A 14840-nucleotide genomic window follows, 5' to 3' on the forward strand; every position below is an offset into this window, starting at 1 on the left:
ATTTAATAATCGTCGTCATCTTCTTCAATGCCTTTGGCCTGGCGGTAAACAGCCTGCAGCTCTGAAAAAGCATGGTTGTCGCGCTTTTGTTTGGCTATGGCCATGCCGTTTTCGTAGGTAGTAATAGCGTCAGGTTTGCGGTTCAGGGCTTCATATAATTTGCCTAAATGATAATAAGTGCCCACATAACCCGGGTGATTTGTCACCAGGTCCTCATAATAAGTTAAAGCCTTATCTGCCTGATTCAGACGTAGATATTCTGTGGCGAGGGCGTATTTTAAAAATTCGTCTTCGGGTTCGTTCTTTATAAATTCTAATAGCTTATCCAATCTGCTCAACTCCATTTTAAACTCTATCTTTTTTAATTAAATTTGCAAAAACCTATTGATATGAAGATCCTGGTATGTGTAAGTAATGTTCCTGATACCACCACAAAAATAACCTTTACTGATAATAACACCCAATTTAATACAAATGGTGTTCAATTTATACTAAACCCATATGATGAGATAGCGCTTTCGCGTGCTATTGAGTTAACCGATGGCGGTAAAGGGGCGGTAACGGTTATCAACGTTGGTGAAGTAAATACAGAAGCTACTATCCGTAAAGCGCTGGCTATTGGCGCTACAGACGCGGTGCGTATAAACGCTAAACCTCACGATGCCTGGTATGTGGCTTACCAGATAGCTGAGTACGTGAAAGCCAATCCGTTCGACCTTATTTTGACGGGCCGCGAGTCTATCGATTATAACGGCTCAAAAATTGCCGGTATGCTTGGCGAGTTGCTTGATCTGCCTTCGGTATCTATCATCAAAAAACTGGATGCTGCTGATAAAGAAGCTACCGTTGAACGCGAGATAGAGGGCGGTAAAGAGCTCCTGACCATTCCCTACCCTTTTGTGGCCGGTACTGCTGAAGGCGTTGCTGAACCTAAAATACCCAATATGCGCGGTATCATGTCGGCCCGTACCAAACCCTTAGCGGTGGTTGAACCAGTTGAAGTAAAGACTTATTCGGAAGTATTGAGCTATGAAACTCCTGCCCCTCGTGGACAAGTAAAACTAGTTCCTGCTGATGATACAGCGAAATTGGTTGAGCTTTTGCATACCGAAGCACGCGTTATTTAAAAAAGAAACAAGAATCAAGAGCCAAGAATCAAGATAAGAAATTCAGAAGATGGGAGATTTAAAAAATATAATTCAACATAGCGATATATTTTTTCTTGATTCTTGTCTCTTGATTCTTATTTCCTAAAACCATAACTCATTTTAATATATGTCAGTTTTAATATATGCGGAAAATGCCGGTGGTAAATTCAAAAAGTCAATTTTTGAAGCTGTTACCTATGCCCGTGCCATTGCCGATCAAAATAAAACCAATCTTGTGGCTATCTCCATTGGCGATGTCAGCAAAGATGAATTAGCCGCGTTAGGTAAATACGGTGCCGAAAAAGTGCTGAACGTATCTGGCGATAAGCTCAAGAATTTTATCAACCAGGCTTATGCCTCTATCATTGCCGAAGCCGCAAAAAAGCAAAGCGCCGATATTGTGGTATTATCCAATACATTCTCTGGCCGTGGTTTAGCGCCACGTTTGGGTGTGAAACTACAGGCCGGTGTTGCTGACGGTGCCGTAGCGCTGCCAGAGCAAAATGGTGGTAAATTCACTATCAAAAAAACTGCTTTCTCGGGCAAAGCATTTGCTATTGTAGAGTTAACATCAGCCAATAAGGTTATCGCCCTGGTGCCTAACTCTTATAAGGTGGTGGAAACCGGGGGGACTGCCCAGGTAGAAGATTTTGCTGCCGAAACCAAAGAATCCGATTTTAGAGCCGTGATCAAAGAGATCGTTCGCTCTACCGATAAAATATCCCTGCCTGATGCGGAAATTGTTGTTTCTGCCGGTCGTGGCCTCAAAGGGCCCGAAAACTGGGGCATGGTAGAAGAGCTCGCCGAACTGCTTGGCGCGGCCACAGCATGCTCTAAACCAGTATCAGACGCGGGTTGGCGCCCACACAGCGAACACGTTGGTCAAACGGGGATCGCTGTCAGTCCAAATTTGTATATTGCGATAGGAATTTCAGGTGCTATACAGCACCTGGCGGGTATCAGTTCTTCAAAAGTTATTGTGGTGATCAATAAAGATCCGGAAGCTCCTTTTTTCAAAGTGGCAGATTACGGAATTGTTGGCGACGCCTTTGAAGTTGTGCCTCAATTAATAGCGGCCGTTAAAGAATATAAAGCTTCAGCATAAATTATATAGGTGCGATGGGTAATAACATGAAAAAAATTAAGCTGGATATAGTAGGGTTATCGTACAGTCAGACACAATCGGGCGCTTACGCATTAGTTTTAGGCGAGGTAAGCGGCCGGCGACGGCTCCCTATCATTATCGGCAGCTTTGAAGCACAGGCCATAGCTATCGAGATAGAAAAAATGACCCCGAGCCGCCCGCTTACGCACGATCTGTTTAAGAGCTTTGCACAAGCTTATCAGATCGAGGTGCAGGAGATCATTATTTATAACCTGGTCGACGGTATATTTTACTCCAAATTGATTTGTAGCGATGGTAAACGATCCATCGAGATTGATGCCCGCACATCAGATGCTATTGCGGTAGCTGTACGGTTCGACTGCCCTATTTTTACTTACGAGTTCATCCTGTCTACCGCAGGTATAGTTATTGAAGGCAATGATTTTGTTTATCTCGAAAACATCAACGAAACCCAGGAAGAGAAAACAGTAGGCGCAACCGTAGGCAGCGGATTTGCCTCATTGAGTATAGACGAACTTAAAACCAAATTACAAGAAGCGCTTGCCGAAGAATCATATGAAAAGGCAGCCAAAATACGCGATGAGTTAAACAAACGCAAAGCATCGTAGAGATTGTCTGAACCTTGATTAAAGGATTATATGATTACCTCGATTTTAATGAAAAAATTATTTAATCCTTTAATCAGGTAAATCAGGGTTCAGATGAATTCTCAAATTTCCTGATTCACATTAATTTCACTACTTTCCCTTTTTAATTTAATACTGATTTTATTATTTAAACCCGGCGTTGTATGAATATTAAGTTTCGCTTAATAGTGATGAATTTTATGCAGTTTTTTATATGGGGTTCATGGCTGCTAACTATAGGGGTATACTGGTTTCAAAATAAACAATGGTCGGGTGAGCACTTTGGTGCTATTTTTTCAACCATGGGCATCTCGGCTATCTTTATGCCCGCCCTTACCGGTATTATTGCCGACCGCTTCATAAATGCCGAAAAGCTTTACGGGGTAATGCACATTTTAGGAGCAATGACCTTATTTTGTTTACCGCTTGTTACCAATCCGATCACGTTTTTTTGGGTGATGTTGCTGAATATGGTGTTTTATATGCCAACCCTATCATTATCCATAACCGTGGCCTATTCGGCGTTAAAAAACAGTGATAAGGATATTGTAAAAGATTACCCGCCTATACGGATATGGGGAACTATCGGCTTTATTGCTGCATTGTGGACGGTGAGTCTTACCCATAACGAAACCTCGGCCAATCAATTTTATATCTCATCGGCGATGGCCCTTGTATTAGGTTTATATTCTTTTACATTGCCTAAAGCTCCTCCCCTTATGGGTAAAGTTGCTCATAAATCATTTGTAGAGCAATTGGGTTTAAAAGCTTTTACTCTATTTAAAGTACCTAAGTTTGCTATATTTTTTGCATTCTCACTTTTGTTAGGCGCTGCCTTACAGTTGACCAACGCCTATGGCGATACCTATATCCACGATTTTGCTACTGTGCCGGCTTATAAAGATACCATAGCAGTAAAGTATCCTGCCATTATCATGTCCATATCCCAGATCTCCGAAACGTTGTTTATCCTGGCTATCCCTTTCTTCCTGCGTAAGTTCGGTATCAAGTATGTGATGCTGTTTAGTATGCTGGCCTGGGTGTTACGATTTGGTCTGTTTGCTTTCGGCGATCCGGCCAGCGGACTTTGGATGATCATTGGTTCCTGTATCGTTTATGGTATGGCCTTTGACTTCTTTAATATTTCGGGTTCATTATTTGTCGAAACGCAGGCAACACCCGAAATCAGGGCCAGCGCCCAGGGCCTTTTCATGATGATGGTGAATGGCTTTGGTGCCTTTTTTGGCAGCATAGGCAGCGGCTACATTATTGATAAGTTCTTCACCCATGCCGATCATAGTAAAAACTGGCACGGCATCTGGCTAACTTTTGCAGCTTATGCCCTGGTGATAGCGATTATTTTTCCTTTTATATTCAGATATAAGCATAACGCGGCATTAAAACATGCTATTGCACATGCATAAAGCAATATTATCTGAATCAGAATTTATAGAATTTGAAAATTAACAGAATGTTACTCGATTATTCTGAAAATCCTTAAATTCTGTAAATTCTGATTCAGGCAACTATTTCTTGCCTATGGCGTATTGTATGCCGCCCAAAAGATGTTTCAGGTATAAGGGATCGGCATATGATTCATCGGTATGGCCCAGCTCGGTATAAAAGGCTCTGCCGCCATCAAAACTGTGATACCAGGCCATGGGGTGATTATCACCATTTTCGCCGCCGGTATAGCTTTTTTCGTCTATTTTGATCAGTACATGCAAATCGTCGGCTATCCATTTATAGTTGTACCACTCATCCCAGCGTTTCCAGGTTTCGGGCAAATGTTTGGTGGCTATAAAATTGCGGTCGACCACATTCAGCGTAGCTTCCTGTTGTTTGGGGTGACTTTTAAAGTAAGCACCCACCAGTTTGCCATACCAGGGCCAGTCATACTCCGTATCAGTAGCCGCATGCACGCCTACAAAGCCGCCACCTGCTTTTATGTATTGCTCAAAGGCAGTTTGTTGGGTATCATCCAAAACATTACCAGTGGTGCTTAAAAATATCACCGCGGCGTATTGTTTGAGGTTGTCGGGTGTAAATTTTGCAGCGTTGGTGGTGCTATCCACATCAAAATTATTCTCCTGTCCCAGTTTTATAATAGCCGGAACACCAACCGCTATGGAGTTATGATGAAAACCCGCGGTTTTGCAAAAAATGAGCACTTTGGGTTTCGATTTTGCATAAAGCAGTGTTGTGCTGAAAAGCAAACAAATAAAAAGTAGTTTTTTCATAGTTGATTAAGTTTATGTCGTACTGAAGTTGTTTCAGCATCCTACAAGAAGATCTACATTGTATGATCAACCTTGCTTGTGGGATCCCGAAATAAATTCGGGATGACGTGTATGTTTATTTTATCCTTGTTCTTTGCTCTATTTATCTATGATCCTTTTATATATTTCCCTTCTTCAATTCTCCAACTGCAAAATCGGCTGCACGAGCGGTTAATGCCATATAAGTTAATGAAGGGTTTTGGCAGGCGGACGATGTCATCGCTGCACCATCAGTACAGAACACATTTTTGGCATCCCATACCTGATTATGCGCATTCAGAACAGATGTTTTAGGGTCAAGCCCCATGCGGGCGGTGCCCATTTCGTGTATGCCGTCACCAACGTTGTGGCCCCTGTCGTGCGTTTTTACATTTTTAACGCCGGCACTTTCCAGCATCTCTTTGGCTTCTTTTACGATATCGATGCGCATTTTCTTTTCGTTGTCCCTGATAATGGCATCCATGGCTAAAACAGGTAAGCCCCATTTATCCGTGCGGTTTTTATCCAGGGTGATCTTGTTATCATGGTAAGGCAGTAATTCGCCAAAACCGCCTATGCCAATCTCCCAGTCGCCCGGTTCGGTTATCGCGTCTTTATATTGCGCGCCAATGTTCAGTTCGGCAATCTCGCGGCTCCAACCTGTTCTGCTTGCACCACCCTGGTAGCCAAAACCACGCAGGTAATCGCGTTTATCGCCAAATAAATTGGCAAATCGTACCACATAAATGCCATTGGCACGGCGACCATAATAATATTTATCCTCAAAACCTTCTACATGTCCAGATGCGCCCAGGTTATAATGATGATCCATGATATTATGCCCCAGTTCGCCGCTGCTGCTGCCCAGTCCGTCGGGCCATACATCCGTTGCCGAATTCATCAACACCCAGGCACTGTTTAAAGCCGAGGCATTCAGAAATACGATCTTGGCATAATACTCATAGGTTTGGTTAGTTTCGGCATCAAGTACTTCAACTCCGGTAGCTTTTTGCGTATCCTTATCGTACAATATTTTAGTAACTATGGAGTATGGCCTAACCGTTAGGTTCCCGGTAGCCAAAGCCGCAGGTAAAGTTGAAGATTGCGTGCTGAAATATCCACCAAAAGGACATCCTTCCCAGCAACGGTTACGGAACTGGCACTTGGTACGACCAGGAATGGCCGCTGTAAGATTAGCCGAACGACCGATGATCATATGCCTGGTGCCATTATAATTCTTTTTCAGCCGGGCAGCTACATCTTTCTCCACCCAGTTCATATCCATTGGTGGCAGGTAATGCCCATCGGGTAATTGCTCCAAACCTTCTAATGAACCGCTTATGCCGGCAAACTTCTCTACATGATCATACCAGGGTGCCAGGTCTTTATAACGGATAGGCCAGTCAATTGCCCAGCCGTCTTTGGCATTAGCTTCAAAATCATGATCGCTCCAGCGGTAGCTTTGCCTGCCCCATAAAATAGAGCGGCCACCCAACTGGTATGATCGCCACCAGTTAAAGGGTTTAATTTCGGTATAAGGCGCTTCCTGCTCATTAACCCAATAATCCATGATGGGCTCATAAGCCCCCCAGCCACGTGATATTACCGGTCTGACTTTGCGTTGAGCCTGTGTTGGACTGCCACGGTGCGGCATATCCCAGGGATTGTTATTGGCGGTTTTATAATCTTTGATGTGTTCAAAATTACGGCCGCGTTCCAGCATAATGGTTTTCAGACCTTTTTCGGTTAATTCTTTAGCCGCCCAGCCGCCGCTAATGCCCGAGCCAATAACTATAGCGTCATAAGTATTGGCGGTTTTAGCCTTGCCGTTTACATTGTTTAATGGCATAATTTCAATAAAATTAAAGGTTGGTTTTGCAATTGGATAAACAATAATATCAATTAAAACCAAACAAAGCAATGAACTGTCAATAAAAAAACAATCGATTGTAATTTATAAGTTACAAACAGGTCAGAATAAAGTATCATACAGATCACATATAATCATATTCCTGTAAACGCCTCTCGCAAAACAACGGTAGTTTTTCTACTTTTACATATTATACCCCTACTGCCATGCTTACTGTAAGTGAATTATATATTTATCCTATCAAATCATTAGGAGGCATATCATTATCCAACGCCGAGGTTACCGACCGTGGTTTAAAATATGATCGTCGCTGGATGCTGGTTGATGAACAAAACCGTTTCCTAACCCAGCGAGAATATCCGCAAATGGCGTTGCTAAAAGTGCAGGTTGAAAACGACGGACTGTTAGTTACCCATCACCTGAACGGATCGGTTGCCATACCATTTGAGCAACATAACCAGGGCAAACAGGAAGTGGCTATCTGGGATGATACCTGTGCGGGCGTATTTGTGGATTCGGAACTGGACAATTGGTTTAGCGCTGCACTAGGTATAAAATGCCGACTGGTGCACATGCCCGAAGACACGCATAGGGAGGTTGACCAGCGGTATGCATCACCGGGTATGATCACTTCTTTTGCCGATGGTTATCCTTTTTTACTGATAGGTCAGGCTTCGCTTAATGATCTGAATAGTCGCCTTGCCGAACCATTACCCATGAACCGGTTCAGGCCTAACATTGTTTTTACCGGCGGTGAGCCTTTTGCAGAAGACCTGATGAACCATATACAAGTAGCCGGTATCAACGTTTATGGAGCCAAGCTTTGCGCACGTTGTGTGCTCACTACTATCGATCAGCTTACGGCGGTAAAGGCTAAAGAGCCTTTAAAAACATTGGCGCAATACCGGCTGATGGACAAGAAAATAATGTTTGGGCAAAATCTGGTTCATGAAGGTACAGGCATCATTACCATTGGCGATACCCTGAATGTATTAAGTACCCACACCGAAGAAAGATTCCTGGTGCCTTATAAATGAAAAGACATATTGCCCATATTACCCTGGTGATAGCCGATTATGATGAGGCCATTGCTTTTTATACCCAAAAGCTTGGCTTTGTATTGATAGAAGACACCATTTTAAGCGAAACAAAGAGATGGGTTTTAATAGCGCCGGATAAAGATGCACAATGTTCTATTCTGCTGGCGAAGGCTGCGGGTGATGAACAAAAACAAGCTATTGGCAATCAATCGGGCAAGCGCGTATTCCTGTTTTTGTATACCGACAATTTTTGGCGCGATCATAAGGCCATGACTGCTCAAGGGATCAATTTTGTGCGGCAGCCGGTTACCGAGAATTATGGTATAGTAGCGGTTTTTGAAGATCTTTACGGTAATTTGTGGGACCTGATGCAACCTTCCGATAAACAAACAACATGAAACCAACTATTACCATTGAATACTGCCCCAAATGTAACTGGATGATGCGCGCCGCTTACATGGCCCAGGAACTGCTGACTACTTTTACTGATGATGTTTATGGCGTAACCCTGCACCCAAGCGAAACAAGTGGCAAATATACCATCAGTGTTAATGATAAGGTATTGTTCGACAGAAAAGAACAGGGGCGCTTCCCGGAGATCAAAGAGTTAAAACAGCTGGTTCGTGATCAGGTTAACCCGGATAAAAACTTAGGGCACTCGGAAAAAGAGAGGCAAGAAATAAGAATCAAGAATCAGGAAGAATAATAGTAATCGATTAATTTAATCCCTTGTCCTGATTCCTGGCTCTTATCTCTTGATTCTATACCCTATACAAGTATCCTATAGTATTACTGGATATTTTTATTTATAATTGTGTACCTTTGTTAGTTTTATTTTAAAAAATGCTATCTAAAAAAACTAAATACGCAATTAAGGCATTAGTGATCCTGGGTAAGAACATGGATCAGCCGCCAATGCAAATTTCAAAGATCGCTGAGGCCGAACGTATCCCCAAGAAATTCCTGGAGCAAATACTGCTCGATTTACGGAATGCAGGTTTCCTGTACAGCAAAAAAGGTGCAGGTGGTGGTTACAGCTTAAATCGTGATCCTAAAGAGATATTCCTCGTAAGTATTATGCGTATCACGGATGGCCCTATTGCTATGGTGCCTTGCGCCAGTCTTAACTTTTATCACAAATGCGATGAGTGTCACCAGGAAACTACCTGTGGCATCCGCGATGTATTTGTTGATGTTCGTGATGCCACGTTAAAAATATTAAGTGAGACCAGCATCGCTGATATCATCTCGCGGGAGCAAACGCTTATTCATACTTAAAAAGCTTATTGACCGCTGTTAAAATTTAAGATAATCCTTAAATTGCATTGCTTTTCGGAAACTTGTAAACCGGGGCGCCTTATCACTTCATATCCAAAAATGAAATATTTGCTTATACCCCTGTTTTGCATTGCTTCGGTTGTCAATATTTCCGCGCAGACTGTACATTTTTATAGCGGAGCAAAGATTCCTGATTATGATAGCATGTCATTTCGTATGTTTGAGCAGGACAGCACGTCGCTGTATGCCATCCGTTATGATAAAAAGGATTATTTCTTAGACATTTATGAGAAAGAGCTCTTAAAGAACGAGGCTCATATAAAAGTTCCTCTCCCACCTAAAGATTCGATCCAGTACAGTTTTGAAAATCTTTTTGTTTTCAAAGATAACTTCAGTGTATTCTACTCCTATTTCGACGAAAAAAACTTATGCAAAAAGTTAGAAATGTTGAACTTTAAAAGAAATGGAGAAAAAATAGGTGCAGCTAAACTGATAGATACTTCAGGCGGAAAAAATGCGCGGAAAGCTGGCAGTTTTTCTATCCTTAATAGCAAAGCAGCTAAAGAGTTTCTTTCATACGGGTATAAAACCGTAAAAGATAGCACATATATCAACATCAATCACTTTGATTATACAGGAACCAAAACCCGAACACAGAATATCTCATTGGGCAAAGACCCCGGATATGAAGTTTATTCGGCGTTTGATGATAAATGGGATCTGTATCGCTTAACCAGAAGTAGGTTAAGGAACAAAAATGTTAAATGGAACGTTATAGTCTACTCTCCTTCGTCCAATACTCCGCAAATCATCGAACTGAAGCAACTCTCAAAAGATACTATTTCCCTGTCGGGCAGAGGCATGTCCTACGTCGATGATCATGACCAGATTAATTTATTATTACCTTATACAACTCCGTCTTCGGATAAAAATGCGGTGGGAGCATATATTGTACAGATAGATACAAAAAGCTATAAGTTGGTAAAAGAAGTGGCCATTCCATTTAAAACCGGCAGTAGTGGTGACAGTGATAATGCCGATAATGATGATTTTTCTTTGTCGTCATGTATCCCCATGCAAATTATTACTACAGCCAATAATGGATTACGGATCGTATTTGAAAGCAGGCTCAGAACCACCACAACCTATTATGGTATTAAACTCCAAAATGAGTTTGATATTGGCGATATTATTACTGTTGATGTTGATAGCAATTACGTTGCAAAACAAATTAACCGTATAAAGAAAAAGCAGCATACCAACGAAGAAAAATTTCAGTTTACCGGATACGCGCCTTTAACTTATAAGGGAAAAAGTTATTTCCTTTATAACGAGCTCCCCCGAAACTTACAATGCCCACCAGATGAAATGAAGAAGGTAAACTCTTCAAAAACTGATGAAACTGTGGTTATTTACGCAACAATAGATAGCGGTAAGGTGCAAAGAAATATACTGATTAATAAACCACCAAAATCAGATACGGACGCCATTTTTCCGGGTTCTGTTTTCCGGGACAAAAATAAAAGGCAAGTAATTTATTTACTCCGGAAAAAGGAAACCGATATGTATCTCACAAAGATCTTTATCGAGTAAGCAACAGTATAATTATTTCAATCTAATTCTGGATACGCGCTTCTTATAATCTCACCAAACTGTCAAATGGTAATTTTTTTCAATTAAATTCTACCATTTCCCTATAGTATGTATATATTTGGGGAATGAATACCTTCAACAGGAATATTTACTACAAAAATCTGATGTGTTATTGCGTGAGAGACAATAAGGCCAGGCTATAATTTTTGTATTAACCATATACGCCTCTTTAGCCTAAGCCAAAGAGGCTTTTTTATAATTGATTAAACGATAAGATATGCAGAGCTTCAGAACGGAACTGGAGAACCCGATAGTTGAAAAAGATATTATTGATCTTGAAAAAAAGATAAGGGCTTTTCGTGAAGGTAAAATTCACGACGAAAAGTTCAGGAGCTTACGTTTGGCACGCGGCATTTATGGTCAGCGCCAGCCGGGTGTGCAAATGGTGCGTATCAAGTTGCCATTTGGTAAAGTTACTTTCAAACAGCTGCTGCGTATTGCCGAGATATCTGACGAATACGGAAGCCGTAACCTGCACTTAACCACCCGCCAGGATATCCAGATCCATTATGTGAGCCTGGAACGTACACCTGAACTTTGGGCCAAACTGGAGCAGGATGATATTACCCTGCGCGAAGCTTGCGGTAATACCGTCAGAAACGTTACCGCCTCCCCCGCTTCGGGTATCGATCCGCAGGAACCATTTGATGTTTCGCCATATGCGCATGCTACTTTCGAGTATTTTTTACGCAACCCGGTATGCCAGGAAATGGGGCGTAAATTCAAAATCTCTTTTTCATCAAGCGATGCGGACACCGCGTTTTCATATATCCATGATATCGGCGTTATCCCGAAACTGAAGGCCAATGGCGAGCGTGGCTTTAAAGTGCTTTTAGGCGGTGGTTTAGGCGCCCAACCGCTGTTAGCCAGCATTGTAGAAGAGTTTTTACCCGAAGATCAACTCATCCCTTATATCGAGGCCATCATCCGGGTGTTCGATCGTTATGGCGAACGCAATAACCGTAACAAGGCCCGTTTGAAATACCTCATTCAAAAACTTGGATTACAGGAAGTTTTACGTTTAGCGGCTATCGAAAGAACGGCCATCAAAGTAAAAAGTTATACTATCGACCGTGATGCGGTTCCACAACCTGCCGTTCCGGAAGAAACCGCTTTTGCCGAAGTAAGCATCAGCAACCCTTTCCGCTATGAGCAATGGTTGGCTACCAACGTGTTTGAACAAAAGCAAAAAGGCTTTTATGGCGTATACATTAAAGTTCCCGTTGGTGATATCTCCTCAGATACCGCCCGTGAACTGGTAAAAGTATTACGGCCATTGGTTGCCGACGAGATCCGCGTTACCCAAAACCAGGGATTACTGTTGAAATTTGCCCGCAAAGAGGCGTTACCAGCCCTGTACCAAGGCTTGGCTAAGCTGGAACTGGCTGCGCCTGGTTTTGACAGCGTGGCTGATGTAACCACCTGCCCTGGTACCGATACCTGCAACCTGGGCATCTCCAACAGCATGACCATGGCCCGGGTGCTGGAAGACCTGATCTACAACGAATACGAAGATTTTATTTATAACCGAGATATCAAGATAAAAATAAGCGGCTGTATGAACTCCTGCGGTCAGCATGGTTTGGCGCATATTGGTTTTCATGGGAGTTCGCTTAAAGCGGGTACCAAGGTGTTACCATCTGTACAGGTGATGCTTGGCGGCGGTACCGTTGGCGACGGCGTTGGTCGTGCTGCTGATAGGGTGATCAAGGTACCATCAAAAAGGGCAACCGATGTTTTACGTACCCTGCTTGATGATTATAAAGCACTTTCAACAGAAGGCGAATTGTACAACGATTATTACGACAGGCAAGGCAAAGACTATTTTTACCGCTTGCTGAAACCACTGGCCGACCTAACCAACTTAACCGATGACGAATTTGTTGACTGGGGTCACCAGGAAACTTTTGTTACCGCCATTGGCGTTGGTGAATGTGCCGGTGTGATCATCGACCTGGTAGCAACGCTGTTGTATGAGTCAGAAGAAAAACTGGGCTGGGCCAAGCAATCATTCCAGGCCGGTGCATGGTCTGATGCCATTTATCATTCCTATAATACACTGCTAAGCTCAGCTAAAGCGTTGTTACTTGATAAAAGTATAAACACCAGTACGCAGGCCGCTGTTATTCGTGAATTTGATGCCAATTATGTAGAAAAAGGCGAATTTGATATCGAAGGCAGCTTTAACGACCTGGTTTTACAGATCAACCAACATGAACCTTCTCAAGAGTTTGCTACAGCTTACTTAGCGCAGGCAACCGCGTTTTTAGAAAAAAGTAAAGCAAAAAGAGAGGCTTTGGTACAATAATAAAATTGTTAAAGAATAGTAAGCATGTCATTATTGCCCAAAGATAGCAGCATAACCAAGGTTCAGAACCAGGATACTGGGGGCAATCAATTGTTTCCCGTGTTTTTAAAGCTGAACGACCTGCATACCGTACTGGTAGGCGGAGGTAATGTTGGGTTGGAAAAACTGACCGCTATTTTAAATAACAGCACCCATGCCAAAGTAACCGTGATATCCCGTGAGTTTTTAACGGAAATACACGAACTGGCTGCTCAATATGACGGCTTAACCGTTATTCAGAAATCCTTTACCGATGATGATCTGAATGATGCCGAAGTAGTGATAGCCGCTACTAACGATAGCGATCTGAACAAATATATCCGCCAGGCAGCACATGACCGCAAATTGCTGATCAACGTGGCTGATAAACCTGAGCTTTGCGATTTTTACCTCGCATCCATCGTTCAAAAAGGCGATTTGAAGCTGGCGATATCCACCAACGGTAAATCGCCAACCATAGCCAAACGCTTAAAGGAAGTGCTCAACGAAAGTATCCCTGACGAGTTGGATACCACTCTGCAGCAAATGAGCGAACTGCGCAATACCCTCGCCGGTGATTTTGCCGACAAGGTTAAAACTTTAAATAAAGTAACCTCGGTACTGGTTGAGCCTAAAATTACCGTTAATAAAAATTTTATCTGGCTTATCTGGTCAACCATTATCATTTCCCTGGCGGTTGTTATTTCCGCTTTGTATTACAGGGAACCTCAGTTTAAATCATTTATAGAGGGTGTACCTCCACAGTTTTATTACTTTTTGGGGGCTGGTTTCCTGTTTGCACTGGTTGATGGCGCTATAGGTATGTCATATGGCGTTACTTCTACCAGTTTCTCCCTCTCAATGGGTATCCCTCCTGCATCTGCCAGTATGGGTGTCCACCTGTCAGAGATATTGAGTTGTGGTATAGCCGGCTGGATGCATTTTCGTATGGGTAATATCAACTGGAAGCTTTTTAAATTATTGGTAATACCCGGCATTATCGGAGCTATTACAGGTGCTACGTTATTATCATCATTGGAGCATTATAGCATGTATACCAAGCCGGTAGTGTCTTTATATACATTAATACTTGGATGGGTTATCCTGTCAAAAGCTTTTAATATCAAGCGTAAAAAATCGACCGATAAAGTAAAGCGCATTTCGTTATTAGGTTTAGGTGGCGGCTTTATTGACGCGGTTGGCGGCGGCGGTTGGGGATCAATCGTATTGTCAACTTTGATAGCTGGTGGCCGTAGTCCTATATTTTCATTAGGTACTGTAAAATTAGCACGTTTTTTTGTTGCTATAGCCGGTTCTATTACCTTTATTAGTTTGGTAACCAGCGATCATTGGCCTGCAGTAGCTGGTTTAATATTGGGTAGCGCATTGGCATCGCCTATAGCGGCCCGTATCTCTAATAAAATATCCACCAAAACCATTATGGTTTCTGTAGGTATTATCGTAATACTGGTAAGTATCAAATCGATAGTCGCCTTTATTACCAAAGTTTTGTAA

General features: G+C 42.5%; 14 protein-coding genes. 11 read left to right on the forward strand and 3 right to left on the reverse strand.

The annotated features are described in order from the left end of the window. Nucleotides 1-2: 2 nt before the first annotated feature. On the reverse strand, nucleotides 3-329 hold the full coding sequence (locus FHW89_RS03115; protein ID WP_371742419.1) for a tetratricopeptide repeat protein: 327 nt from the start codon (nucleotides 327-329) through the stop codon (nucleotides 3-5). A gap of 60 nt (nucleotides 330-389) precedes the next feature. On the opposite strand from FHW89_RS03115, the gene FHW89_RS03120 reads away from it, so the two are divergent. The 4 genes from FHW89_RS03120 to FHW89_RS03135 all read left to right on the forward strand — a co-directional run bounded on the left by FHW89_RS03120 (nucleotide 390) and on the right by FHW89_RS03135 (nucleotide 4324). After that, nucleotides 390-1127, forward strand: coding sequence for an electron transfer flavoprotein subunit beta/FixA family protein (locus FHW89_RS03120; RefSeq protein ID WP_172333533.1), 738 nt, complete (start codon nucleotides 390-392; stop codon nucleotides 1125-1127). A gap of 148 nt (nucleotides 1128-1275) precedes the next feature. After that, nucleotides 1276-2253, forward strand: coding sequence for an electron transfer flavoprotein subunit alpha/FixB family protein (locus FHW89_RS03125; protein WP_172333534.1), 978 nt, complete (start codon nucleotides 1276-1278; stop codon nucleotides 2251-2253). 26 nt (nucleotides 2254-2279) lie between these two features. Beyond that, nucleotides 2280-2882 carry a bifunctional nuclease family protein gene (locus FHW89_RS03130; protein ID WP_172333535.1) on the forward strand — a complete coding sequence of 201 codons (603 nt, stop codon included), beginning with the start codon at nucleotides 2280-2282 and terminating at the stop codon, nucleotides 2880-2882. 182 nt (nucleotides 2883-3064) lie between these two features. After that, nucleotides 3065-4324, forward strand: coding sequence for a nucleoside permease (locus tag FHW89_RS03135; RefSeq protein WP_172333536.1), 1260 nt, complete (start codon nucleotides 3065-3067; stop codon nucleotides 4322-4324). Between the two features lie 102 nt (nucleotides 4325-4426). Here the strand turns inward: FHW89_RS03135 and FHW89_RS03140 are convergent, their stop codons facing one another. After that, nucleotides 4427-5140 carry a ThuA domain-containing protein gene (locus FHW89_RS03140; protein ID WP_172333537.1) on the reverse strand — a complete coding sequence of 238 codons (714 nt, stop codon included), beginning with the start codon at nucleotides 5138-5140 and terminating at the stop codon, nucleotides 4427-4429. 157 nt (nucleotides 5141-5297) lie between these two features. Continuing rightward, entirely contained in the window at nucleotides 5298-7007 is a 1710-nt protein-coding gene (locus tag FHW89_RS03145) for a GMC oxidoreductase (RefSeq protein WP_172333538.1), read from the reverse strand. 227 nt (nucleotides 7008-7234) lie between these two features. On the opposite strand from FHW89_RS03145, the gene FHW89_RS03150 reads away from it, so the two are divergent. The 7 genes from FHW89_RS03150 (at nucleotide 7235) to FHW89_RS03180 (ending at nucleotide 14840) form a co-directional block, all read left to right on the forward strand. Further along, a complete protein-coding gene (locus tag FHW89_RS03150; protein ID WP_172333539.1) occupies nucleotides 7235-8065 on the forward strand; it encodes an MOSC domain-containing protein in 831 nt (276 codons plus the stop codon). Then, nucleotides 8062-8466 carry a VOC family protein gene (locus FHW89_RS03155; RefSeq protein WP_172333540.1) on the forward strand — a complete coding sequence of 135 codons (405 nt, stop codon included), beginning with the start codon at nucleotides 8062-8064 and terminating at the stop codon, nucleotides 8464-8466. The genes FHW89_RS03150 and FHW89_RS03155 overlap by 4 nt, the downstream gene beginning before the upstream one ends. Then, on the forward strand, nucleotides 8463-8774 hold the full coding sequence (locus FHW89_RS03160; RefSeq protein WP_172333541.1) for a SelT/SelW/SelH family protein: 312 nt from the start codon (nucleotides 8463-8465) through the stop codon (nucleotides 8772-8774). Before FHW89_RS03155 ends, FHW89_RS03160 begins: the two co-directional genes overlap by 4 nt. Nucleotides 8775-8911: 137 nt before the next feature. Further along, nucleotides 8912-9346 (forward strand): Rrf2 family transcriptional regulator, encoded by a 435-nt coding sequence (locus FHW89_RS03165; RefSeq protein WP_172333542.1) that lies wholly within the window; start codon nucleotides 8912-8914, stop codon nucleotides 9344-9346. Between the two features lie 99 nt (nucleotides 9347-9445). Then, nucleotides 9446-10939 (forward strand): hypothetical protein, encoded by a 1494-nt coding sequence (locus FHW89_RS03170; protein WP_172333543.1) that lies wholly within the window; start codon nucleotides 9446-9448, stop codon nucleotides 10937-10939. A 277-nt stretch (nucleotides 10940-11216) separates the two neighbouring features. Then, nucleotides 11217-13307 (forward strand): nitrite/sulfite reductase, encoded by a 2091-nt coding sequence (locus FHW89_RS03175; RefSeq protein WP_172333544.1) that lies wholly within the window; start codon nucleotides 11217-11219, stop codon nucleotides 13305-13307. A 24-nt stretch (nucleotides 13308-13331) separates the two neighbouring features. Then, nucleotides 13332-14840 carry a TSUP family transporter gene (locus tag FHW89_RS03180; protein ID WP_172333545.1) on the forward strand — a complete coding sequence of 503 codons (1509 nt, stop codon included), beginning with the start codon at nucleotides 13332-13334 and terminating at the stop codon, nucleotides 14838-14840.

This window comes from Mucilaginibacter sp. SG564, assembly GCF_013149275.1.
GTDB lineage: Bacteria > Bacteroidota > Bacteroidia > Sphingobacteriales > Sphingobacteriaceae > Mucilaginibacter.

Excerpts from the sequence above, each read along its gene's own strand:
- FHW89_RS03160 (WP_172333541.1), top strand. The coding sequence starts at position 8,463 with ATGAAACCAACTATTACCATTGAATACTGCCCCAAATGTAACTGGATG.
- FHW89_RS03145 (WP_172333538.1), bottom strand. The coding sequence starts at position 7,007 with ATGCCATTAAACAATGTAAACGGCAAGGCTAAAACCGCCAATACTTAT.
- FHW89_RS03150 (WP_172333539.1), top strand. The coding sequence starts at position 7,235 with ATGCTTACTGTAAGTGAATTATATATTTATCCTATCAAATCATTAGGA.
- FHW89_RS03170 (WP_172333543.1), top strand. The coding sequence starts at position 9,446 with ATGAAATATTTGCTTATACCCCTGTTTTGCATTGCTTCGGTTGTCAAT.
- FHW89_RS03165 (WP_172333542.1), top strand. The coding sequence starts at position 8,912 with ATGCTATCTAAAAAAACTAAATACGCAATTAAGGCATTAGTGATCCTG.
- FHW89_RS03130 (WP_172333535.1), top strand. The coding sequence starts at position 2,280 with ATGAAAAAAATTAAGCTGGATATAGTAGGGTTATCGTACAGTCAGACA.
- FHW89_RS03175 (WP_172333544.1), top strand. The coding sequence starts at position 11,217 with ATGCAGAGCTTCAGAACGGAACTGGAGAACCCGATAGTTGAAAAAGAT.
- FHW89_RS03180 (WP_172333545.1), top strand. The coding sequence starts at position 13,332 with ATGTCATTATTGCCCAAAGATAGCAGCATAACCAAGGTTCAGAACCAG.
- FHW89_RS03125 (WP_172333534.1), top strand. The coding sequence starts at position 1,276 with ATGTCAGTTTTAATATATGCGGAAAATGCCGGTGGTAAATTCAAAAAG.
- FHW89_RS03155 (WP_172333540.1), top strand. The coding sequence starts at position 8,062 with ATGAAAAGACATATTGCCCATATTACCCTGGTGATAGCCGATTATGAT.
- FHW89_RS03135 (WP_172333536.1), top strand. The coding sequence starts at position 3,065 with ATGAATATTAAGTTTCGCTTAATAGTGATGAATTTTATGCAGTTTTTT.
- FHW89_RS03140 (WP_172333537.1), bottom strand. The coding sequence starts at position 5,140 with ATGAAAAAACTACTTTTTATTTGTTTGCTTTTCAGCACAACACTGCTT.
- FHW89_RS03120 (WP_172333533.1), top strand. The coding sequence starts at position 390 with ATGAAGATCCTGGTATGTGTAAGTAATGTTCCTGATACCACCACAAAA.